The following is a 23,306-nucleotide window of genomic DNA, read 5'->3' as shown; positions in this document are numbered from 1 at the left end:
GCTCCTTCTTACTTCTTGGACGGGGACTTGGGCCGCTGCGGGCCACCCTTGCGCTGGCCGGACTGGGCCTTGCTGCGGGTGCCGGAGCCGGGCTTCTGCGGCTGCCTGGCAGCGGCGGGCTTGAGGTCCTGCGGCTCGTCGGACTTCTCCAGCGAGGTGGCCGGCATCTCGTCCGCCTGCTTGGCGGTGGTCTGGCGCTGGGACTTGGTCTGACGCTTGGGCTGCTGGCGCCGGACGGCCGGGACGGGCGTGGCCGTACCGTCCTCGGTCTGCACCACGTCCTGCGTCTCGCTCTTCACCACGGTGCCGTCGGCCTGGGCGGCGAGGCCTGCCTTGTTCAGCGCATTGATGAACTTGCGCTCGAACTCGTTGCGGTCGCGGCCCTTGGCGACGATCGCCTTGATGATCGTCTTCTCACTGCGCCGACGGACCTTGCCGTGGTGCGTCACGTGATGGGTCAGACGCTCCAGGTAGGCGGCCTGGGCCTTGGAGCCCGGGGTCGGGTTGTTGCGGATGACGTACATCTGCTGGCCCATGGTCCACACGTTGGTGGTCAGCCAGTAGACGAGGACACCGACCGGGAAGTTGATGCCGAAGACGGCGAACATGACGGGGAAGACGTACATCAGCATCTTCTGCTGTTGCATGAACGGCGTCTTCACCGTGGTGTCGACGTTCTTCGTCATCAACTGGCGCTGCGTGTAGAACTGCGACGCCGACATCAGGACGATCATGAGCGCGGTGACGACTCGAACGTCGGTGAGGGTGGCGCCCAGGGCGTGGACGGTGCCGGCGCCGTCCTTGAACTTCGCGGCGAGCGGGGCGCCGAAGATGTGCGCCTTGCGGGCGCTGGCCAGCAGCGATTCGTTGATGACGCCGATGGTCGTGCCCGAGGCGATGCCATTGAGCACGTGGTACAGCGCGAAGAAGAACGGGGACTGCGCGAGGATGGGAAGGCACGAGGAGAGCGGGTTGGTACCCGACTCCTTGTACAGCTTCATCATCTCTTCGGACTGGCGCTGCTTGTCGTTCTTGTAGCGCTCCTGGATCTTCTTCATCTCGGGCTGCAGCGTCTGCATGGCCCGGGTCGCCTTGATCTGCTTCACGAAGAGCGGGATCAGGCAGATGCGGATCAGAATCACCAGGGACACGATGGACAGGCCCCAGGCCCACCCGGTGTCCGGCCCGAAGATGGTGCCGTACACCGTGTGGAACTGGACGATGACCCAGGAGACAGGTGTCGTGATGAAGCTGAAGAGGCTGGCAATCGTGTCCACTAATCATGCTCCTTGGGCATGGGACGAGGTCTCTGCGGCCGGGCTCGGAGGAACCTCGGAACGCGGCGTCTCCCCGATGGCCGGTTCGGCGGAGGGCCCGCCCTTGCGTGCGCACCAGGCGGTGCGCAGCATTTCGTGCCACCGCGGGCGCCTGCGCGGCGGAACATGGTCCACACCGCCGAGCGACCACGGGTTGCACCGCAGGATGCGCCAGGCGGTGAGCGCCGTTCCCTTGAGCGCACCGTGCCGGTCGATGGCCGTGTAGCCGTAATGCGAGCACGAGGGGTAGTACTTGCACACCGGCCCCAGCAGTGGACTGATCGTCCACTGGTACAGCTTGATCAGAGCCAGCAGCGGGTACTTCATCGCGCGCCCCTTCCCAGCAGCCGTTCGAGAGCGGCGTCCAGGTCGCGGGCCAGCTGTGCGTGGTCCGCGCCGCCCGCTCCGGGCAGCGCTCGTACGACTACCAGGCTACCGGGGGCGAACAGGGCGACTCGGTCACGCATCAGATGACGCAGTCTGCGCTTCACTGTGTTGCGCACGACCGCGCCACCCACGGCCTTGCTCACGACGAAACCCGCACGCGTCGGGGGAGCGCTCTCCCCAGGCGCGTGCGGGTCCGTGGCACCGCTACGAAGGTGGACGACGAGAGTCGGGCGTCCTGCCCGGCGTCCTCGTCGGACCGCGGTCGCGAAGTCCTCGCGCCGCCTCAGCCGGTTCTCGGTGGGCAGCACGACGTCATGACCTGATCGGAATCAGGCGGACAGACGGGCGCGACCCTTGCTGCGGCGGGACGCGAGGATCGCGCGGCCGGCACGGGTACGCATACGCAGCCGGAAGCCGTGGGTCTTCGCGCGGCGACGGTTGTTCGGCTGGAAGGTGCGCTTGCTCACTCGGGGGCTCCAGAAGAAATCGGTAGTGGCGGGGTGCCGTCCTGGCTGTCACCGTGCGCCCACGAGTAGCTCGCGTCACGCCCGAGTGCACCGCTTCCCGATCACCTTCAGCGATCTGTGCCCATCGGAGGCAGGCGGCAGCAGCCATCGACAACTCGACCTGGTTACGGTACGCGCGGCGGCGGCATCCGGTCAAACCGAGAGCCGGTGGGGGACACTGTCCACAGCCTGGGGACAACAACTTGAACCGTACCGGTCGCGCTGACTACCGTGACTGGACTTCGATCCGTTCCCCTGCCCCCGGCCGGGCGGGACTCCCCCGTCCACCCCCCGGAATCCGTCCCGACCCGTCCCGCAACCACACGTTCGTGGGACCTGCGAGAGAGCGTGCCCTGTGGCTGACGTACCTGCCGATCTTGCCGCAGTGTGGCCACGCGTACTGGAGCAGCTCCTCGGTGAGGGCCGCGGGCAAGGGGTCGAGGCGAAGGACGAGCACTGGATCAGGCGCTGCCAGCCACTCGCGCTGGTCGCGGACACCGCCCTGCTCGCCGTACCGAACGAATTCGCGAAGGGTGTGCTGGAAGGCCGTCTCGCCCCGGTCGTTAGCGAGACCCTGACCCGCGAGTGCGGCCGGCCCATCCGCATCGCGATCACCGTGGACGACTCCGCGGGCGAGCCGCCGGCCCCGTCGGCGCCCTCCGCGCAGCAGCCGCCGCAGCCGCGCTACGAGGAGCCGGAACCGCCCGCCGGACCGTACGAGGGCTACGGCCGCCACCGTGCCGCCGATCCGCTGCCCGACCCGTCCCCGCGCGACCAGCTGCCCACCGCCCGGCCCGCCTACCCGTCCGAGTACCAGCGCCCCGAGCCGGGCGCCTGGCCGCGGCCCGCGCAGGACGAGTACGGCTGGCAGCAGCAGCGGCTCGGCTTCCCCGAGCGCGACCCCTACGCCTCGCCGCCCCGCGGCCCCTACGGGTCGCAGCCCCAGGACGCGTACGGCCCGCCCGGCAGCACCCCCTACGGTGCGCCGTCCCAGGACTACCGCCCGCAGGGCAGGGAGCGGTCGTACGACCAGCAGCGCGGCGACTACGACTCCCCGCGCCCGGAGTACGACCGGTCCGACTACGACTCCGGCCGCTCCGAGTACGACCCGTCCCGGACCGAGTACGACCAGCGCGACCCCGGCCGCCGCGAGCTGCCCGAGCAGCCGGGCGGCGGACCGGCGCACCGCGGCGGCCCGGGCCGCCCGGACCTGCAGCCGCCCGGCGGGGGCGGGGTGACCGGACCGTCGGCCGCGAAGTCCGCGCCGGCCTCCGGCCCCGGTGAGCCGACCGCGCGGCTGAACCCGAAGTACCTCTTCGACACGTTCGTCATCGGCGCCTCCAACCGGTTCGCGCACGCGGCCGCGGTGGCCGTCGCCGAAGCGCCGGCGAAGGCGTACAACCCCCTGTTCATCTACGGGGAGTCCGGCCTCGGCAAGACGCACCTGCTGCACGCGATCGGGCACTACGCGCGCAGCCTCTACCCGGGCACGCGCGTGCGCTACGTCAGCTCGGAGGAGTTCACCAACGAGTTCATCAACTCCATCCGCGACGGCAAGGGCGACAGTTTCCGCAAGCGCTACCGCGAGATGGACATCCTGCTCGTCGACGACATCCAGTTCCTGGCGGACAAGGAGTCGACGCAGGAGGAGTTTTTCCACACCTTCAACACCCTCCACAACGCCAACAAGCAGATCGTCCTCAGCAGTGACCGGCCGCCCAAGCAGTTGGTGACCCTGGAGGACCGGCTGCGCAACCGTTTCGAGTGGGGCCTGATCACCGACGTCCAGCCGCCCGAGCTGGAGACGCGCATCGCGATCCTCCGCAAGAAGGCCGTGCAGGAGCAGCTGAACGCCCCGCCGGAGGTGCTGGAGTTCATCGCCTCCCGGATCTCGCGGAACATCCGTGAGTTGGAGGGCGCGCTGATCCGGGTGACGGCGTTCGCCTCGCTGAACCGGCAGCCGGTGGACCTGGGCCTGACGGAGATCGTCCTGAAGGACCTGATCCCCGGCGGCGAGGACTCCGCCCCGGAGATCACCGCTCCGGCCATCATGGCCGCCACCGCCGACTACTTCGGGCTGACGGTGGAGGACCTGTGCGGCACCTCGCGCGGGCGCGCGCTGGTGACCGCCCGGCAGATCGCCATGTACCTGTGCCGTGAGCTGACCGACCTGTCACTGCCGAAGATCGGCGCGCAGTTCGGCGGCCGGGACCACACGACCGTCATGCACGCCGACCGCAAGATCCGCGCGCTGATGGCCGAGCGGCGCTCCATCTACAACCAGGTGACCGAGCTGACGAACCGCATCAAGAACGGCTGACGCCGGCCCCGCACACGCACGCCGAGGGCGCCCCCGGGAGGACATCCCGGGGGCGCCCTCGGCGTCTCGGCGTCTCGGGGGCGCCCCCGGGGGACGCCCTGAGGGGTGCTCTCCGCCGTACCGGGGGGCCCCTCCCGGGGCGCCCCCGCACGGCGTCCACAGCCCCGGGGAACGTCTCCCGGCGGCAACCGGGTGTTCGGACACGAGCCCGGTTACGGCCGCCCTCCACAGATTCGCCGACTTTTCGCCGTCCACACGCTGGGGACTGCGGAGTTGTCCCGAGCCGTGTCCACAGGGAAGCTGTCCAGAACGCGTCGGTCCAGCTCAACCGCCTGTGGAATGGTGGACGAATGATCTCCACAGGCTGTGGACAACACGACGATCCACAGCCTGTGCACAAAGTTGTCCACCGGAAGCCCACAGGCCCGGGGACCTTGTCCCCAGTGACCGGCGGCTTCTCCACACGGCTGTCCACTGTTCGACAACGCGAGGTCCCTGGTCACCGGGTCGAGTGAAAGCGGTCACACGAGGGTGCCGGATTGAGGTGTGGGAAAGGTGGGTAAAACTGGGGACGCAGCTGGGGAGAACTGCCCTCGGGCTGTGGGCGGAGTGTGCAGAACTCTCCGTTCTCCACAGACACCCCCGGTTGTCCACCGCCCCCGCCCACAGGCCCGGTGGACAAAATTTCCCCTCTGAGCTGGGAAAACGGGGTTATCCACGGTATCCACAGCCCCTACTACTACTCCCGACTAGAGAGAGCTGGGAATCCGTTTCGAAGTGGGGCCTGTGCACAACCGGCCCTCACCAGCCCGGCTGCCCCGGGGAGCGACTTGACCCCGACCGGCACACACTGTCAGTGCGGTGCGTCAGACTGGTCCCCGGTGTCCTGCCCTCCGCAGTGGGCGGTGGCACCGAGTCGGAAGACTCAGTAGCAACAGCAGGAGGCGGCTTACGGTGAAGATCCGGGTGGAACGCGACGTACTCGCGGAGGCAGTGGCCTGGGCGGCACGCAGCCTCCCGGCCCGTCCGCCGGCGCCTGTCCTCGCCGGTCTCCTGCTCAGGGCCGAGGACGGCCAGCTGAGCCTGTCGAGCTTCGACTACGAGGTCTCCGCCCGGGTGAGCGTCGAGGCCGAGGTCGAGGAGGAGGGCACCGTCCTCGTCTCCGGCCGGCTGCTCGCCGACATCTCCCGCGCGCTCCCCAACCGGCCGGTGGAGATCTCCACAGACGGTGTACGGGCGACCGTAGTGTGCGGCTCCTCGCGGTTCACCCTCCACACCCTGCCGGTGGAGGAGTACCCCTCCCTGCCGCAGATGCCGAACGCGACGGGCACGGTGCCCGGCGAGGTCTTCGCGGCCGCCGTCTCCCAGGTGGCCATCGCGGCCGGCCGGGACGACACGCTGCCCGTCCTCACCGGTGTGCGCATCGAGATCGAGGGCGACACGGTCACCCTGGCCTCTACCGACCGCTACCGCTTCGCGGTCCGCGAGTTCCTGTGGAAGCCGGAGAACCCGGACGCCTCCGCGGTCGCCCTGGTGCCGGCCAAGACGCTGCTGGACACCGCCAAGTCGCTCGGCGCCGGCGACAGCGTCACGCTGGCGCTGTCCGGCTCGGGCGCGGGCGAGGGCCTGATCGGCTTCGAGGGCGCGGGCCGGCGGACGACCACGCGTCTGCTGGAGGGCGACCTGCCGAAGTACCGCACGCTGTTCCCGACCGAGTTCAACTCCGTCGCCGTGATCGAGACCGCCCCCTTCGTGGAGGCCGTCAAGCGCGTGGCCCTGGTCGCCGAGCGCAACACCCCGGTGCGGCTCAGCTTCGAGCAGGGCGTGCTGATCCTGGAAGCCGGTTCCAGCGACGACGCACAGGCTGTGGAGAGGGTCGACGCCCAGCTGGAGGGCGACGACATCTCGATCGCCTTCAACCCGACGTTCCTGCTGGACGGCCTGAGCGCGATCGACTCCCCGGTGGCCCAGCTGTCGTTCACGACGTCCACGAAGCCGGCGCTGCTCAGCGGGAAGCCCGTGGTGGACGCGGAGGCCGACGAGGCCTACAAGTACCTGATCATGCCGGTGCGGCTGAGCGGCTGAGCGGCCGCGGGCCCTCCACGGGCCGGGTGCGCAGCCGCACCGTCCCGTGGAGGGGCCCCGGACGCCGGGCTTCGTATGAGCGCGTATGCCCACAGCTGTGCGTGAGGGGCCGGGACTAGGCTCGGCACGGCACGAAGGTGCCTCTCACGCCACACAGCAACCGAAGGAAAACAACTGATGGAGCTCGGTCTCGTCGGCCTCGGCAGGATGGGCGGCAACATGCGCGAGCGGATCCGCCGCGCGGGCCACACCGTCATCGGATACGACCGCAACCCCGACCTCGCGGACGTCCGCAGCCTGGAGGAGCTGGTGGGCAAGCTCACCGGCCCGCGCGTGGTCTGGGTGATGGTCCCGGCCGGCGAGCCCACCCAGTCCACGATCGACCAGCTCGCCGAGTTGCTGCAGCCCGGCGACGTGGTCGTGGACGGCGGCAACTCCCGCTGGACGGACGACGAGAAGCACGCCGGGGAGCTGGCCGCCAAGGGCATAGGCTTCGTCGACTGCGGCGTCTCCGGCGGCGTCTGGGGCCTGGAGAACGGGTACGCGCTGATGTACGGCGGCGACGCCGCGGACGTCGCCAAGGTGCAGCCCGTCTTCGACGCGCTCAAGCCGGAGGGCGACTTCGGCGCGGTGCACGCCGGCAAGGTGGGTGCGGGCCACTTCGCGAAGATGGTCCACAACGGCATCGAGTACGCGATGATGCAGGCCTACGCCGAGGGCTGGGAGCTGCTGGAGAAGGTCGACTCCGTGGAGAACGTCCGCGAGGTCTTCCGCTCCTGGCAGGAGGGCACGGTCATCCGCTCCTGGCTGCTGGACCTCGCCGTGAACGCCCTGGACGACGACGAGCACCTGGAGGGCCTGCGCGGTTACGCACAGGACTCCGGTGAGGGACGCTGGACGGTGGAGGCCGCGATCGACAACGCGGTGCCGCTGCCCGCGATCACCGCGTCGCTGTTCGCGCGGTTCGCCTCCCGGCAGGAGGACTCGCCGCAGATGAAGATGATCGCCGCGCTGCGCAACCAGTTCGGCGGTCACGCCGTAGAGAAGAAGTAGTCCACGGGTCGCCCCGCGATCCCACAACCCCCGGGGGAGGTCGGCGAACGACCATGCACGTGACGCACCTCTCGCTGGCCGACTTCCGCTCGTACGCCCGGGCCGAGGTCCCGCTCGACCCGGGCGTCACGGCTTTCGTCGGCCCCAACGGCCAGGGCAAGACCAACCTGGTCGAGGCGGTCGGCTACCTCGCCACCCTCGGAAGCCACCGCGTCTCCTCCGACGCCCCCCTGGTCCGCGTGGGTGCCGAGCGGGCGGTCGTCCGGGCCCAGGTCAGACAGGGCGAGCGGCAGCAGCTGGTGGAGCTGGAACTGAACCCCGGCCGGGCCAACCGCGCCCGGATCAACCGTTCCTCGCAGGTCAGGCCGCGCGACGTGCTGGGAATCGTGCGGACGGTGCTGTTCGCGCCGGAGGACCTCGCGCTGGTCAAGGGCGATCCCGGGGAGCGGCGCCGGTTCCTGGACGAGCTGATCACGGCGCGCGCCCCGCGCATGGCAGGCGTGCGCTCCGACTACGAGCGGGTGCTCAAGCAGCGCAACACCCTGCTGAAGACGGCCGCCCTCGCGCGCCGGCACGGCGGGCGCTCCATGGACCTGTCCACGCTGGACGTGTGGGACCAGCACCTGGCGCGCGCGGGTGCCGAGCTGCTCGCCCAGCGCCTGGACCTGATCACCGCGCTGCAGCCGCTGGCCGACAAGGCGTACGAGCAGCTGGCCCCGGGCGGCGGTCCCGTGGTCCTGGAGTACAGGCCGTCCGCGCCCGGCGAGGCCCACACGCGCGAGGACCTCTGCGCCCAGCTGACGGCGGCCCTCGTGGAGGTGCGCCGGCAGGAGATCGAGCGCGGTGTGACGCTGGTGGGCCCGCACCGCGACGACGTGCTGCTCAAGCTGGGCCGGCTGCCCGCCAAGGGGTACGCCTCCCACGGCGAGTCCTGGTCCTGCGCGCTCGCCCTGCGCCTGGCGTCGTACGACCTGCTGCGCGCGGAGGGCAACGAGCCGGTGCTGGTCCTGGACGACGTCTTCGCCGAGCTGGACGCCCGGCGCCGGGAGCGGCTGGCCGAACTGGTCGCGCCCGGCGAGCAGGTGCTGGTGACCGCGGCCGTGGACGACGACGTCCCGCGGGTGCTGGCCGGTGCGCGGTACGCGGTGGCCGACGGCGCGGTGGAGCGCGTGTGAGCACCGAGGAGCACGGCAGGACCGGCGCGGCCGACCGGGCCGGGAAGGCGCCCGGGCCGTCCGGCGTCGACCTGGCGCGCGTGGCGCTGCGTGCCGCGCGGGAACAGGCGCGCGCCCGCGGGGACGCGGTGCGGCAGAAGAAGCAGGTGCGGCGCGGCGGCGGCCTGCGCTCCGGCGCGCGCGCCGACGGCCGCGACCCGATGGCGCTCGGCGCCGCGATCAACCGGCTGATCAACGAGCGCGGCTGGGAGACGCCTGCCGCGGTGGGCGGGGTCATGGGCCGCTGGCCGCAGATCGTCGGCGAGGACCTGGCCAAGCACTGCGTGCCGCAGCGGTACGACGAGGACGAGCGCGTGCTGACCGTCGCCTGCGACTCCACGGCCTGGGCGACCCAGCTGCGCCTGCTCGCGCCGGCCCTGGTGGCACGCCTCAACGAGGACCTCGGCCACGGTACGGTGCGGCTGCTCAAGGTGCAGGGCCCCGGCGGCCCGGCCCGCCGGTACGGCCCGCTGCGCGTTCCGGGCGGCTCCGGACCCGGCGACACCTACGGATGACCCGCGGGTGACGTACCTCACGTGCCGGCACCGGCGGGCGGCGGTGCCGCGCCCGCGCGCGCGGGCGCGGATCCCCTGTTGACCGGCGAGTAGCCAGGGGTTGACGGTCGGAAGCGCTGAGTGCCGCCGTGAGCCCCTTGGGGCCCCCTTCCGCATATCGGTACCCGGCCGAGACCGGTTGAGGGCGGCACATGGGTACTCAGGTGCCCGCAAACCCCCATCACTGTCAGCGCTACCGGTAGACTGGAAGGCAATCCCGCCCCAAACGTGGGGACCGTCCGGGAAAAGCTGAGCAACGCTGATCAGGGCTTACCAACGCAACATGCCGCAGCCGCTCCGGCAACCCGCCGACGAGCCCGGCTCGTGCTGTGCCAGAAAGGGCGCTTCGTGGCCGATTCCGGCAACCCCAACGAGAACATCCCGTCCACCGACGCCGGCGTGCACGGCGGGGCCCCCGTCTCCGCCTCGTACGACGCCAGCGCCATCACCGTGCTCGAAGGGCTGGACGCGGTCCGCAAGCGACCCGGCATGTACATCGGTTCCACCGGTGAGCGCGGTCTGCACCACCTCGTGTACGAGGTCGTGGACAACTCCGTCGACGAGGCCCTGGCCGGTCACGCGGACACCATCGACGTGACGATCCTCGCCGACGGCGGCGTGCGCGTGGTCGACAACGGCCGTGGCATCCCGGTCGGCATCGTCCCCTCCGAGGGCAAGCCGGCCGTCGAGGTCGTGCTCACCGTGCTGCACGCGGGCGGCAAGTTCGGCGGGGGCGGCTACGCGGTCTCCGGCGGTCTGCACGGCGTCGGCGTGTCCGTGGTGAACGCGCTGTCCATGAAGGTCGCCGTCGAGGTGCGCACCGACGGCCACCGCTGGACGCAGGACTACAAGATGGGCGTGCCGACGGCCCCGCTGGTCAAGCACGAGGCCACGCAGGAGACGGGCACCTCGGTCACCTTCTGGGCCGACCCGGAGATCTTCGAGACCACCGAGTACTCCTTCGAGACGCTGTCGCGGCGCTTCCAGGAGATGGCGTTCCTCAACAAGGGCCTGACGATCAGGCTCACCGACGAGCGCGAGTCGGCGAAGGCCACGGCCGGGGCGGACGAAGCGGGTGCGGACGAGAAGGACGAGGTCAAGACCGTCACGTACCACTACGAGGGCGGCATCGTCGACTTCGTGAGGTACCTCAACGGCCGCAAGGGCGACGTGGTGCACCCCACCGTCATCGACCTGGAGGCGGAGGACAAGGACAAGAGCCTGTCCCTCGAGGTCGCGATGCAGTGGAACAGCGGCTACAGCGAGGGCGTGTACTCCTTCGCGAACATCATCCACACCCACGAGGGCGGCACCCACGAAGAGGGCTTCCGCGCCGCGCTGACCTCGCTGATCAACAAGTACGCGCGCGACAAGAAGCTGCTGCGCGAGAAGGACGACAACCTCACCGGTGACGACATCCGCGAGGGCCTGACCGCGATCATCTCGGTCAAGCTGAGCGAGCCGCAGTTCGAGGGCCAGACGAAGACCAAGCTGGGCAACACGGAGGCGAAGACCTTCGTGCAGAAGGCGGTCTACGAGCACCTCAACGACTGGCTGGACCGCAACCCGGTCGAGGCCGCGGACATCATCCGCAAGGGCATCCAGGCGGCCACCGCGCGCGTGGCGGCGCGCAAGGCCCGCGACCTGACCCGCCGCAAGGGCCTGCTGGAGACCGCGTCGCTGCCGGGCAAGCTGGCCGACTGCCAGTCCAACGACCCGGCCAAGTGCGAGATCTTCATCGTGGAGGGCGACTCCGCCGGCGGCTCGGCCAAGTCCGGCCGGAACCCGCAGTACCAGGCGATCCTCCCGATCCGCGGCAAGATCCTCAACGTCGAGAAGGCCAGGATCGACAAGATCCTGCAGAACCAGGAGATCCAGGCGCTGATCTCCGCCTTCGGCACGGGCGTGCACGAGGACTTCGACATCGAGAAGCTCCGCTACCACAAGATCATCCTGATGGCGGACGCCGACGTCGACGGCCAGCACATCAGCACCCTGCTGCTGACCTTCCTGTTCCGCTTCATGCGGCCGCTGGTCGAGGCCGGACACGTGTACCTCTCCCGTCCCCCGCTGTACAAGATCAAGTGGGGCCGGGACGACATCGAGTACGCCTACTCGGACCGCGAGCGCGACGCGCTGATCGAGATGGGCCGCCAGCGCGGCAAGCGCATCCGCGAGGACTCCATCCAGCGCTTCAAGGGCCTCGGTGAGATGAACGCCGAGGAGCTGCGCGTGACCACCATGGACCAGGAGCACCGGGTCCTCGGCCAGGTCACCCTCGACGACGCCGCCCAGGCCGACGACCTGTTCTCGGTCCTGATGGGCGAGGACGTCGAGGCCCGCCGCCAGTTCATCCAGCGCAACGCCAAGGACGTCCGCTTCCTCGACATCTGAGTCGGTCTCAGCTGACCGCACCAGGAAGGACCTTCACCAGCAATGACCGACGAGAACACTCCCGCCACCCCGGAAGAGGGCGGCGAACTGGCGATGCGCGTCGAGCCCGTCGGGCTCGAGACGGAGATGCAGCGCTCGTACCTGGACTACGCGATGTCCGTCATCGTGTCCCGTGCGCTGCCCGACGTCCGCGACGGCCTCAAGCCCGTCCACCGCCGCGTGCTGTACGCCATGTACGACGGCGGCTACCGCCCCGAGCGCGGCTTCTACAAGTGCGCCCGCGTCGTCGGCGACGTCATGGGCAACTACCACCCGCACGGCGACTCCTCGATCTACGACGCCCTGGTGCGCCTCGCCCAGCCGTGGTCGATGCGGATGCCGCTGGTGGACTCCAACGGCAACTTCGGCTCCCCGGGCAACGACCCGGCGGCGGCCATGCGCTACACCGAGTGCAAGATGGCGCCGCTGTCGATGGAGATGGTCCGCGACATCGACGAGGAGACCGTCGACTTCACGGACAACTACGACGGCCGCTCCCAGGAGCCGACCGTCCTGCCGGCCCGCTTCCCGAACCTGCTGATCAACGGCTCGGCCGGCATCGCGGTCGGCATGGCCACCAACATCCCGCCGCACAACCTGCGCGAGGTCGCGGCCGGCGCCCAGTGGTACCTGGAGAACCCGGAGGCCTCGCACGAGGAGCTGCTGGACGCGCTGATCGAGCGCATCAAGGGCCCGGACTTCCCCACCGGCGCGCTCGTCGTCGGCCGCAAGGGCATCGAGGAGGCGTACCGCACCGGGCGCGGCTCCATCACGATGCGCGCCGTGGTCGAGGTCGAGGAGATCCAGAACCGCCAGTGCCTGGTGGTCACCGAGCTGCCGTACCAGGTGAACCCGGACAACCTGGCGCAGAAGATCGCCGACCTGGTGAAGGACGGCAGGATCGGCGGCATCGCGGACGTCCGCGACGAGACCTCCTCGCGCACCGGCCAGCGCCTGGTCATCGTGCTCAAGCGGGACGCGGTCGCCAAGGTCGTCCTCAACAACCTGTACAAGCACACCGACCTGCAGACCAACTTCGGTGCCAACATGCTGGCGCTGGTGGACGGTGTGCCGCGCACCCTCTCCCTGGACGCGTTCATCCGCCACTGGGTGACGCACCAGATCGAGGTCATCGTCCGCCGCACCCGCTTCCGGCTGCGCAAGGCCGAGGAGCGCGCGCACATCCTGCGCGGCCTGCTGAAGGCCCTGGACGCCATCGACGAGGTCATCGCGCTGATCCGGCGCAGCGATACCGTCGAGGTCGCCCGCGGCGGCCTGATGGACCTCCTGGAGATCGACGACATCCAGGCCAACGCCATCCTGGAGATGCAGCTGCGCCGGCTGGCCGCCCTGGAGCGCCAGAAGATCGTCCAGGAGCACGACGAACTCCAGGCGAAGATCAGCCAGTACAACGAGATCCTCGCCTCGCCGGTGCGCCAGCGCGGCATCGTCAGCGAGGAACTGGCGGCGCTGGTCGAGAAGTACGGCGACGACCGCAAGACCAAGCTGATCCCGTACGAGGGCGACATGTCCATCGAGGACCTGATCGCCGAGGAGGACATCGTCGTCACCGTCACGCGCGGCGGCTACGTCAAGCGGACGAAGACGGACGACTACCGGGCCCAGAAGCGCGGCGGCAAGGGCGTGCGCGGCACGAAGCTGAAGGAGGACGACATCGTCGACCACTTCTTCGTGTCCACCACGCACCACTGGCTGCTGTTCTTCACCAACAAGGGCCGGGTGTACCGGGCGAAGGCCTACGAGCTGCCCGAGGCCGGCCGGGACGCGCGCGGCCAGCACGTGGCGAACCTGCTGGCCTTCCAGCCGGACGAGGCGATCGCCGAGATCCTCGCGATCCGCGACTACGGGGCCGCGCCGTACCTGGTGCTGGCCACCAAGTCCGGCCTGGTCAAGAAAACGCCTCTGAAGGATTACGATTCGCCCCGCTCCGGCGGCGTCATCGCGATCAACCTGCGCGAGCGCGAGGACGGTTCGGACGACGAGCTGATCGGCGCCGAGCTGGTCTCGGCGGACGACGACCTGCTGCTGGTCAGCAAAAAGGCGCAGTCGATCCGCTTCACCGCCTCCGACGACACCCTGCGCCCGATGGGCCGCGCCACGTCGGGTGTGAAGGGCATGAGCTTCCGCGGGAGCGACGAGCTGCTCTCGATGAATGTGGTGCGACCCGGTACGTTCGTGTTCACTGCCACGGACGGCGGGTACGCGAAGCGGACCGCCGTCGACGAGTACCGCGTCCAGGGCCGCGGCGGCCTCGGCATCAAGGCCGCCAAGATCGTGGAGGACCGCGGTTCGCTCGTCGGCGCGCTGATCGTCGAGGAGAACGACGAAATCCTCGCCATCACCCTGTCCGGCGGTGTGATTCGTACGCGAGTCAGCGAGGTCAGGGAGACGGGCCGTGACACCATGGGCGTTCAACTGATCAATCTGGGCAAGCGCGATGCCGTGGTCGGCATCGCACGTAACGCCGAGGCGGGGCGCGAGGCGGAGGAAGTCGACGGCGACGTGGCCGTGGACGAGACCGCCGGGGGTGCCGCCACGAACGGCACGGCCGAGGGCGAGGTGCCCTCGGCCGAGTAGCACGAGGAGTGAGTCATCGTGAGCGGAGCCACGGGCGCCGGACCGGCCGGTACCTCCAGGGGGACGGACGGCGGCGGCCGTGGCTCCGCCGCGAGGACGCCGGGTGCCGCGCACCCGACGGATCCGCACACGACCAACCTGAGGCCGGTCAAGGTACCGGCCGAGGACCCGTCCTCATCCGACGCGCATGGATCCCAGGGGGGAACTGTGACGGACACCCGAGGCCCGCAGAGCCAGCAGTACCAGGCCGGCGCGGCCGAGAGGGCGTCGGCCTCCCCGCTGCCCGGCGAACGGCACGCCGACCAGGCCGCCGGGCCCTACCACCCGCCGCAGGCCTACCCGGCACAGCCGGAGACCGGCGTCCGCCGGCCGCGCACCGGCGCGCGCACGCAGCCGCGCACCCGCAAGGCGCGGCTGCGCGTGGCCAAGGCCGACCCGTGGTCGGTGATGAAGGTCAGCTTCCTGCTGTCCATCGCGCTCGGCATCTGCACGATCGTCGCCTCGGCGATGCTGTGGATGGTCCTGGACGCGATGGGCGTCTTCTCGGCGGTCGGCGGCACGATCTCCGAGGCGACCGGCGCCAACGAGGCCACCGGCTTCGATCTGCAGGACTACCTCTCCCTCCCGCACGTCCTGACGTTCACGGTGATCATCGCGGTCATCGACGTGGTCCTCGCGACCGCGCTCGCGACCCTCGGCGCGTTCATCTACAACCTCTCCGCGGGCTTCGTGGGCGGCATCGAGCTGACGCTGGCCGAGGACGAGTGACCCGGCCCGCGCGGCCGTCCCCCCGGCCCCCGGGAACCGATTTTGGGACTGCCCGCCCCGTGCGCTAATCTTCAGGAGTCAGCGCGCGGGACACACACCGCAGAGCGCGGCGGGGCTATAGCTCAGTTGGTTAGAGCGCATCCCTGATAAGGATGAGGCCACAGGTTCAAATCCTGTTAGCCCCACCAGCGAAAAGAACCCCCAGTCGGTAGCGGCTGGGGGTCTTTGACGTCCGGGGGACGGGCGGGATGCCGCGGGTGTGCCCTGTGCCCCCGGATCACCGGTGGCCCACCGGCGCCGAGTCCCGTGACGGCGTGCCGGCCGGCGACGGACGGGAGGGGAGCGGGCCGGAGCGGTGGGTCGTGGCAGTGGTTCGGACGGCCGGTCGGCCGCGGCACGGCCTCCCTCCCGGCGCTCGGAGCGCCTGCTTCCGGAGCCCCGGTGTGCCTAGACTCGGCGGGTGGCCTTGGAATGGGAACAGGTAATCGTCCACTCCGTGGATCCGGTGGCTTTGGGGCAGTGGTGGGCCACGGCTCTCGGCTGGGTGGTGGTCCACTCCTCCGACGAGGAGTTTGAGATCCGTCCGGAGCCGGATCGCCTCCCGGGGCTGGACTTCGTCCGGATCGCCGAGAGCAGGAAGACCAAGAGCCGGCTGCACCTCGACTTCAGGCCCGACGACCAGGACGCCGAGGTGGCTCGCCTCGAGGCCCACGGCGCGAAGCGCGTCGACATCGGCCAGGGCGACCAGCCCTGGGTCGTCATGGCGGACCCCGAGGGCAACGAGTTCTGCGTCCTCGGCCAACGGCGTCCGTGAGAACCCCCGGGGAGCGGGCGCGCCCAGCCCGGCGGGCCTGCGGTTGGCGGGGCCGCGACAAAGGCGCGAGGCGCTGACACCGGCGCCTGACACCGGCGCCGGCGGACGGGGCGGGCGGAGGCCGCACCGGTCCGCGGTGCCCAATGCGCGGGCTCACCGGTGGTGCCGGGGGCGGTTTCCGGAGCGGTGCGCGGATGCGAAAGGCCCGACCGCTGGCGACGGGGGATGCACCAGCGATCGGGCTATGGCCAAGGGTAACAAGGTTGGCGGACTGAGGGGAGCCAACGGACCTGCCCGACCGGGTAGTTGGCCGATCTTGATCGGTTCAGCCGGGGCACGGGGGGTCGTACGAGAGGCGGGGCAGGTACTCGTGCCACCTCTGCGGGGTCAGGACGTCCCGGGTGACCGCGCAGATGTGCCGGATGGCCTCGTCGGCGTCCAGGCTCCACAGGCGGACCGTGTCGGCGCCGCTGGACACCCCGAGCACGTGGCTGTTGGGGCTGAAGGACAGGAAGTTGCCGGTCTTGGCGTACGGGCTCATCGACTGGCCGATGGGCGAGGCCGACGCGGGGGTGGTGACGTTCCACAGCCGGACGGTGTTGTCGTTGCCGCCGCTCGCCAGGGTGCGGCCGTCGGCGCTGTACGTCAGCGAGGTCACCGCCTCGGTGTGGCCGGTGAGGGGGGAGCCGAGCGCGGTCGCCGCGCGGGGGTCGGCGACGTTCCACAGCCGGACGGTGTCGTCGTCGCTCCCGCCGGCCAGGGTGCGGCCGTCGGGGCTGTAGGCGAGCGTGTTGACGGGGCCGGCGTACGCCGTGAGCGGCTTGCCGAGCCGGACGGGCCGGGCGGGGTCGGTGACGTCCCACAGCCGGATGGTGCTGTCCGCGCTGCCGCTGGCGAGCGTGTGCCCGTCGGGGCTGAAGACGAGGGCGTTGACGTAGCCCCGGTGCCCGGTGAGCGGTGGACCGAGGGCGACGACGCGGGCGGGGTCGGTGACGTTCCACAGGCGGAGCGTGCGGTCGTCGTAGGCGGTGGCCAGGGTGCGTCCGTCCGGGCTGTAGGCGAGCGCGTCCGGGCCCATGAACCGGGTCCGCAGCGTCAGGGGCGGCCCGGCCGGGACCGGCCGCCGCGGGTCGGCGACGTTCCACAGGTACACCGTGCGGCTGCTGGTCAGGACGGCGAGCGTGCGGCCGTCGGGGGAGAACACCATCGACCGCTGGCCGCCGTCGGTGCGCATGAACGGTTCGCCCAGCGGTACGGGCCGGTCGGGGGCCGTCACGTTCCACAGCCGGATCCTGCCGTCGCGCGCGGCCGTGGCGAGCACCTTCCCGTCCGGGCGGAACGCGCCGTTGCGGCCGATCATGTCCGACACCGGGATCGACCACAGGCGGACCTTGCCGTCCCCGCTGCCGGTGGCGAGGGTGCGCCCGTCGGGGCTGAAGCCCAGCGCGTACATCTCGCCGCTGCCGCCCGCGAGCGGTTCGCCGACCTGGGAGGGGGCCGCCGGGTCGCTGACGTTCCACAGGCTCGCCGTGCTGTCCGCGCTGGCGGCCGCGAGCCGGCGTCCGTCGGGGCTGAAGGCCACGGACCAGATGGGGCCGGTGTGGCCGGCCAGCGGTGAGCCGATGGGGGCCGCGCGCGCCGGGTCGGCCACGTTCCACAGCCGTATGGTGTCGTCCGCGCTGCCGCTGGCGAGCGTGCGCCCGTCGGGGCTGAACGCCACCGAGTGCACGATGTCCGTGTGGCCCCTCAGCACCTTGCCCAGGGGCTCGGGGCGGCGGGGGTCGGACGTGTCCCACATCAGGATCGTGTCGTCGTCGCCGCCCGCCGCGAGGGTGCGGCCGTCGGGGCTGAAGGCCACGGAGCGCACCGCCGCCGTGTGGCCGCGCAGCGCGCCGAGGGCCGTCGGCCGGCGGGGGTCGGCGACGTTCCACAGGCGGACGGTGCGGTCCTCGCCGACGGAGGCGAGCGTGTGCCCGTCCGGGCTGAAGGCGACCAGGTAGATCGTGCCCCTGTGACCGGTCAGCGGGTGGCCCAGCGGGCGAGGCCGGGCGGGGTCGGTGACGTCCCACAGCCGGATCGTGCCGTCGTCGCCGGCGCTGGCCAGGGTGTGCCCGTCCGGGCTGAAGACCGCGCTGCTCACCCAGCTGCCGTGGCCGGTGAGCGGCTTGCCGAGCGGTGCGGGCCGGCTGCGGTCGGCGACGTTCCACAGCCGCACGGTGCGGTCGTAGCTAGCGGTGGCCAGGGTGTGCCCGTCCGGGCTGAACGAGGTGAGGTAGACGGCGCCGGTGTGGCCGAGCAGGGGAGTGGCCAGCGGCGCGTTCACGATGGAGATCAGCCTGCTGTACGTGCCCTCGTCGGCCGGGCGCAGCTGGTGGGCCACCAGGTCGAGCTGGGCGGCCAGCGAGGGGTCCGTGTGCTGGACGCGGTCGGACTCGGCGAGCACCTGGGCGAACACGGCGTCGTCCCGCTGCCGCCACGCCACCACGGCCGTGCCGGCGGCGAGGACGGCGAGGGCGACCAGCGCCGCCACCGCGGCCCGGCTGATCCACACCGTGCGCCGGCGCAGTCTGACCGAGGCGGCCAGGAACTCCATGGCGCTGCGGGTGAGGAAGGTGTCGCCGGCGCTCCGCGCCCAGGTGCAGGCCTGTTCCAGCCGGGAGCCGCGGTAGAGCAGCGAGCTGTCCCGGCCGGAGTCCTCCCAGGCCCGGCCGTCCTCCTCCAGCCGCTGGCGCAGCAGGTGGTCGTTGCGGTCGTCGTCGATCCAGTGCCGCAGCCGCGGCCAGGCGTGCAGCAGCGCCTCGTGGGTGATCTCCACGGTGTCCGCGTCGAGCGTCACCAGCCGGGCCCGCACCAGCGCCTCGAGCGACTCCTCCGTCTTGTCCGGGTCGGTCGACTCCTGCGCCAGCTGGCGCCGGGTGCCCCGCCGCCGGGTGGCCTGGGTGTCCTCGCCGAGCCGGACCAGGCGCAGCAGCAGCAGCCGGGCGGCCGAGCGGGCGGCGGGGTCGAGGCTGGACCAGGCACGCTCGGCGGTGGCCGCCACCGCCCCCTGGATGCCGCCCGCCGCGCGGTAGCCGGCCAGGGTCAGCCGTCCCGCCTTGCGCCGCTGCCAGGTGGCCAGCAGGGCGTGCGAGAGCAGTGGGAGCACGCCCGCGTCGTGCGCTCCGCGCGGGCCGTCGGCGCTCACCTCGCGGACGATCAGCTCGGCCAGTCCCGCCTCCAGCTCCAGGCCGACGGCCTTGGCGGGTCCGGTCACCGCCTCGCGCAACTCCGCCGTGGTCAGCGGTCCCAGCACCATGTGCCGGTGCTGCAGCGCGTCGGCCAGTTCCGGGTAGCCGAGGCACTGCTCGTAGAAGTCGGCGCGGATGCCGAGGACCACGACCACGGGGGCCGGTCCGGGCGCGTCCGCGGCGGGTGTGCAGGCGGCGTGCAGTAACTGGATGAAGGTGCGCCGGCCGGCCTCGTCGGGGCAGAGGGTGAAGGTCTCCTCGAACTGGTCGACGATGAGGACCGGCCGGCCGGGGGCCGCCGGGGCGTCGGCCGGGGGCGTCCCGTCCGTCCGCCGGTCCGCCGGTGGCGCGTCGTCGGCCGCCCGTTGCACCGGGAGCGCGTCGGCGGGGGCGGCCGGTACGGCCGGGGCCGTGGCGGTGGCGGGCCGATGCGCCGCGGGCGCACGCGCGGGCTCGGACACGGGTGCGGGTTCCCCGCCGTCCGGGTGCTCCGCCCGGTGCGTCCCGCGCCGTGCCCACCCCGTGACCGCGTCCCGTACCGCGCGGGCGAAGCGCGGGGCGTCGGCCCCGGGCGCCGACGGGTCGTACTCCGCCTCCCGCTCCGCCCGGAGCGCCCCGGCGGCGGTGGCACCGAGTTCCGGTATGAGGCGGGTCAGCTCCGCGAGCGGGTCGGCGCCCGGCACGAGCTGGAGCACGGCGCCCGGCCGGCCGCTGCCGTCCCCCAGGGCACCGCCCTGCACGGCGGGCACCAGGCCCGCGTTGAGGAGGGACGACTTTCCGGCACCCGAGGCGCCGACCAGCATGACCAGTCCGCCCGTCCCCGCCGCGGCGCGCAACTGGGCGACGAGCGCGTCCGTGCTCCGTTCCCGGCCGAAGAACCAGCGGGCGTCCTCCCTGCGGTACGGGGCCAGTCCGCGGTAGGGGCAGACGCCGCCGGCGACGGGCGGGGCCTGGGCCGGGGGCTGCCGGTCCTCCTCGGCGGGCACCGGCGCGGGGCGCTCGCCCACCGGGTCGGCCAGGGCGCGCTCCCACAGGCGCTGCCACTGGGCGAGGTCGTACAGGCCGCCGGAGACGGGCGCGGGCCTGGCGCGCCGCGCCTCGGGGATGAGGATCTGCAGGACCGCCGCGAGGGCGGCGAACTGGGCCGGCACGTTCTTGGCCCGCCGCCAGTCGCTGATGCGCTGGGCGGACACCCGCACCGGCCGGCCGCGCTCGTCCACGCGCTGGAGGCGCACGACCGCCTCGGACACGCTCTTCAGGGGAGGGTTGCCGGCCTCCTTGTACAGCAGGGCGAGGCGTTCGGCGAAGGCTGTGCGTGCCCCTGAGTCGGAACTCAAGGTCCCACCCCTCACTCCCCCAGCGTCTGGACGTCCGGACCGGAAAACCCACCTTATACGGCTGACCTGCGAGGAAGTCGGACCCGCACAGTCCGGCCCTCCTCCTCGGTGGCCGTAGATGGCAGGATCGCATCGCCGTGGCGGAACCGTCACATACCGTCCGGACAGGCCACCGGCCCCGCGCTCGGAGAGGCAGCTCATGGCGTCGAACGTTCTCGGTCAACTTGCCTCGACGTCGTACGGGCGTGTCCCCGTCACACGCACGGCACGCGGACACCGCGCCTGAGGCGCCGACGCCGCTTCGCCGCCCCTTCTTCGGTTCGCGCCGGTATGTCGACCCGGCGCGGGCCGACACCGCCCGCTCCGTCCGGCACCGGTCCCCACGAGGGGAGGGACCGGTGCCGGGCGGGCCGGTCGCCGGGCCGGGGGTCCACCGGACCGGCGCGGGGGCGGGACGCCGTGGTGCCGCGCGCGGACCGGCTGCCCGTGACGGGGGCGCACGGAGGTGCCCGTCGACCGGAGCGCGCGTCACGGCCCGGCCGGGAGGAGTCCGGCGACGGGGCGCGGGTGCGGGAGACCGCCGGAAGTGCCCCGCGCGGGCCGCCGTCCTGGCCGGCCGAGGCGAGCGGCACCCGACCGGTTTCCGCCCCCTGCGGGGACGGCCCGGTCCGTCCGGCTCCCCGGTCCGCCCGGCTCCCCGGCCCGGAGGGCGCCGGTCAGCCGGCGGGTGCCGGATGGCGCCACCCGGACTCCGCCAGTGCGCGGGCCCTCGCCTCCGCCACCGCCATGCGGGCGGCGCGTTCGCCGGGGTCGGAGTGGGAGGGCCGGCCGGTCACCTGCCCGGGCCACTTGCGGTAGAGCAGTCCGGGCTCACCGGAGAACCAGCCCCGGCTCACCGCGTTCAGCGCGAGGAGCAGTCCGGTGTCCTCGGAGGCCGGCAGGGCCATCCAGCCGCCGAGCGCCGTGAGCAGTTGCCGGCGCACGAAGAGGGTCGCCGGGTGGACCTGGGCCAGGTGACCGTGGGACGTCCAGTAGTCGAGGACGGCGCCGCGTTCCACCGGTCCCTCGTCCGGGTCGTCGGGGAAGCCGGCCGTGGAGCCGTCGGGCAGCAGGTCCAGGACCCGGGACGCGGCCCAGCCCAGCGTGGGGTCGGCCTCCAGTGCGGCGAGGTCGCGCGTGAGGGCGCCGGGCGTGAGCCGGTCGTCGGCGTCCAGCACCTTCACGTAGGGGCCGTCGGCGTGCGCCAGCGCGATCGTGCGGGCCACGCCCGGCCCGCCCGGTCTGCCCTGACGGAAGGTCACCCGCTCGTCGTCGGGCACGTACGGGCGTACCTCGTCCGTCCGCCCGTCCTCCTGGATCACCCACGTCCAGTCCCAGCCGTCCGCGAGCCGCTGCTCGCACAGCGACGCGTAGGCCTCCGGCAAAAACGGGGCGGACGGGGCGTGGACGGCGGTGACGACGGTGATGCGCCGGCGGGCGGCGCCGGTGGCGTGGGCCTCGGACACGCGTCCAGGCTACGGCTCCCGCGCGGCCGGACGGAGCCGGCCGCCCCCCGTGGCCGACGGCGCGCCCCCGGCCGGTGCGGGACTCCGACCGGTGCGGGACTCCGGTGGCGGGTGCTCCCGGGGCGGGGCCGGGGCCCTGGACCGCGGGAGGCCCTGGACGGCGCGAGACCCCCGGCCGGGAGGGGCCGGGGGTCTTTCCGTGTCGACTGGTGCGTACGCAAGTCGCCGTGTCGTCGAGACGTCTGCGGTCCTGCGTGCTGCCGGCCTCAGCAGTCGAGGCGTGCCGTGGGCCGCTGTTGCGGGGTGTGCGCCTGCGTCCCGGTCGTCGCGCCCGTCCGTACGGCCGGCGCGTCCTGCGCGCCGAGCGTCTCCTGTTCCGTGCCGGCCCCGGTGAGGGCGCGGTGGCGGCAGCGGGGGGACTTTCCGTGGGCCTCGGCCCGGATGCGCTGCTTCATCGTGGGGGGCAGGGCCCTGGTGCGGGTCCAGGTCCGGTGGCGCGGTGCCGGGATCGTCGGGTTCGTGCGGTGCGCGGTGCCGGTGCTCGGGCTCTCGCTGCGGGGAGCGGCCGCCGCGGTGGCGGGGGTGACGAGTCCGAGCGCCGTGCACAGCGCGAGGAAGGCGGTGACGATGGCGGTCCACAGCTTCATGACCTTGTTCTGGGTCATGGCCCCTCACTTTCGGGTCGAGCGATTTGCGTACTTTCCTCATGATGTGTATCGGGGCGGCGAAGTGGTGGACCGACGCCCGTGGCGCGTCGATGTTCCGATCAACACCACTCGGACGGCGCAAAAGGCCGAAAAATGCTCAAAAACTGGCAAGGCTGAGCGAATGCGGAGCTAAGTGACCGTCCGTGGAGGTGTGATCACCCTCCGATCGGAACGCCGCCGACCTGCGCCATCGCGCTGCCGGGGGCCGCAGTTGGGGCCCGGCACAGGTCACCGGCCGATATCGGGCGGTGTGTATAGTCGGGCGCCAGAGGTCCCCTACGTCAAGGAAAGACGAGGTCGCGCGGTGAAGAAGCTGCTCCTGGTCGCACTGGCCGCCATCGGCGGGCTCCTCGTGTACCGGCAGATCCAGGCGGATCGCGCCGAGCAGGATCTGTGGACGGAGGCGACCGACTCCGTGCCGACGGGTTCGTGAGCCCCGACACCAGAGTCTGAATCAGACCCCGGCCGCCTGCGCGGTCGGG

Annotated in this window: 17 protein-coding genes and 1 tRNA gene; 11 read left to right on the top strand and 7 right to left on the bottom strand. The window is 71.8% G+C overall.

Annotated elements, in window-relative coordinates:
- Window positions 1-8: 8 nt before the first annotated feature.
- The 4 genes from yidC to rpmH are packed head-to-tail and all read right to left on the bottom strand — an operon-like array spanning window position 9 to window position 2,170.
- Window positions 9-1,277, bottom strand: coding sequence for a membrane protein insertase YidC (yidC, locus tag QQY24_RS16050; RefSeq protein ID WP_301973371.1), 1,269 nt, complete (start codon window positions 1,275-1,277; stop codon window positions 9-11).
- A gap of 3 nt (window positions 1,278-1,280) precedes the next feature.
- The gene (gene yidD / locus QQY24_RS16045) at window positions 1,281-1,643 is read right to left on the bottom strand and encodes a membrane protein insertion efficiency factor YidD (RefSeq protein WP_301973370.1); all 363 of its coding nucleotides are present in this window, start codon (window positions 1,641-1,643) and stop codon (window positions 1,281-1,283) included.
- Window positions 1,640-2,011 carry a ribonuclease P protein component gene (gene rnpA, locus QQY24_RS16040; RefSeq protein WP_301973369.1) on the bottom strand — a complete coding sequence of 124 codons (372 nt, stop codon included), beginning with the start codon at window positions 2,009-2,011 and terminating at the stop codon, window positions 1,640-1,642. The genes yidD and rnpA overlap by 4 nt, the downstream gene beginning before the upstream one ends.
- 21 nt (window positions 2,012-2,032) lie before the next feature.
- The gene (rpmH, locus tag QQY24_RS16035) at window positions 2,033-2,170 is read right to left on the bottom strand and encodes a 50S ribosomal protein L34 (RefSeq protein WP_003956500.1); all 138 of its coding nucleotides are present in this window, start codon (window positions 2,168-2,170) and stop codon (window positions 2,033-2,035) included.
- Window positions 2,171-2,564: 394 nt separating this feature from the next.
- Between rpmH and dnaA the strand changes: the two genes are divergently transcribed.
- From dnaA to QQY24_RS15985, 10 genes are all read left to right on the top strand, one after another.
- Window positions 2,565-4,529: a chromosomal replication initiator protein DnaA gene (gene dnaA, locus QQY24_RS16030; RefSeq protein WP_301973368.1), complete on the top strand. Its 1,965-nt coding sequence runs from the start codon at window positions 2,565-2,567 to the stop codon at window positions 4,527-4,529.
- Between the two features lie 954 nt (window positions 4,530-5,483).
- Entirely contained in the window at window positions 5,484-6,614 is a 1,131-nt protein-coding gene (gene dnaN, locus QQY24_RS16025; protein ID WP_301973367.1) for a DNA polymerase III subunit beta, read from the top strand.
- A 177-nt stretch (window positions 6,615-6,791) separates the two neighbouring features.
- The gene (gnd, locus tag QQY24_RS16020) at window positions 6,792-7,667 is read left to right on the top strand and encodes a phosphogluconate dehydrogenase (NAD(+)-dependent, decarboxylating) (protein WP_301973366.1); all 876 of its coding nucleotides are present in this window, start codon (window positions 6,792-6,794) and stop codon (window positions 7,665-7,667) included.
- 53 nt (window positions 7,668-7,720) lie between these two features.
- Window positions 7,721-8,842 carry a DNA replication/repair protein RecF gene (gene recF, locus QQY24_RS16015; protein ID WP_301973365.1) on the top strand — a complete coding sequence of 374 codons (1,122 nt, stop codon included), beginning with the start codon at window positions 7,721-7,723 and terminating at the stop codon, window positions 8,840-8,842.
- The gene (locus tag QQY24_RS16010) at window positions 8,839-9,396 is read left to right on the top strand and encodes a DUF721 domain-containing protein (protein ID WP_301973364.1); all 558 of its coding nucleotides are present in this window, start codon (window positions 8,839-8,841) and stop codon (window positions 9,394-9,396) included. The genes recF and QQY24_RS16010 overlap by 4 nt, the downstream gene beginning before the upstream one ends.
- A gap of 363 nt (window positions 9,397-9,759) precedes the next feature.
- Entirely contained in the window at window positions 9,760-11,829 is a 2,070-nt protein-coding gene (gene gyrB, locus QQY24_RS16005; RefSeq protein WP_301973363.1) for a DNA topoisomerase (ATP-hydrolyzing) subunit B, read from the top strand.
- A gap of 42 nt (window positions 11,830-11,871) precedes the next feature.
- Window positions 11,872-14,466 carry a DNA gyrase subunit A gene (gene gyrA / locus QQY24_RS16000; protein WP_301973362.1) on the top strand — a complete coding sequence of 865 codons (2,595 nt, stop codon included), beginning with the start codon at window positions 11,872-11,874 and terminating at the stop codon, window positions 14,464-14,466.
- An 18-nt stretch (window positions 14,467-14,484) separates the two neighbouring features.
- Window positions 14,485-15,234 (top strand): DUF3566 domain-containing protein, encoded by a 750-nt coding sequence (locus QQY24_RS15995; RefSeq protein WP_301973361.1) that lies wholly within the window; start codon window positions 14,485-14,487, stop codon window positions 15,232-15,234.
- Between the two features lie 111 nt (window positions 15,235-15,345).
- Window positions 15,346-15,422: transfer RNA gene (locus QQY24_RS15990), tRNA-Ile, on the top strand.
- A gap of 272 nt (window positions 15,423-15,694) precedes the next feature.
- The gene (locus QQY24_RS15985; protein WP_301973360.1) at window positions 15,695-16,048 is read left to right on the top strand and encodes a VOC family protein; all 354 of its coding nucleotides are present in this window, start codon (window positions 15,695-15,697) and stop codon (window positions 16,046-16,048) included.
- A 325-nt stretch (window positions 16,049-16,373) separates the two neighbouring features.
- On the opposite strand, the gene QQY24_RS15980 is transcribed toward QQY24_RS15985, so the two are convergent.
- The 3 genes from QQY24_RS15980 to QQY24_RS15970 all read right to left on the bottom strand — a co-directional run bounded on the left by QQY24_RS15980 (window position 16,374) and on the right by QQY24_RS15970 (window position 22,782).
- Complete coding sequence (locus tag QQY24_RS15980; protein ID WP_301973359.1) at window positions 16,374-20,612, bottom strand: WD40 repeat domain-containing protein; 4,239 nt, start codon at window positions 20,610-20,612, stop codon at window positions 16,374-16,376.
- A gap of 716 nt (window positions 20,613-21,328) precedes the next feature.
- Window positions 21,329-22,117, bottom strand: a complete 789-nt coding sequence (locus tag QQY24_RS15975; protein WP_301973358.1) for a glycosyltransferase family 2 protein — start codon at window positions 22,115-22,117, stop codon at window positions 21,329-21,331.
- A gap of 266 nt (window positions 22,118-22,383) precedes the next feature.
- A complete protein-coding gene (locus tag QQY24_RS15970) occupies window positions 22,384-22,782 on the bottom strand; it encodes a DUF6344 domain-containing protein (protein WP_301973357.1) in 399 nt (132 codons plus the stop codon).
- Window positions 22,783-23,128: 346 nt separating this feature from the next.
- Between QQY24_RS15970 and QQY24_RS15965 the strand changes: the two genes are divergently transcribed.
- Window positions 23,129-23,257, top strand: coding sequence for a DLW-39 family protein (locus QQY24_RS15965; RefSeq protein WP_003999697.1), 129 nt, complete (start codon window positions 23,129-23,131; stop codon window positions 23,255-23,257).
- Window positions 23,258-23,306: the final 49 nt, after the last annotated feature.

Origin of the sequence: Streptomyces sp. TG1A-8 (genome assembly GCF_030499535.1) — a bacterium.
Lineage (GTDB): Bacteria > Actinomycetota > Actinomycetes > Streptomycetales > Streptomycetaceae > Streptomyces.
Note: the sequence above shows the minus strand (reverse complement) of the source record. Positions and strands in the feature narration are given on the sequence as shown.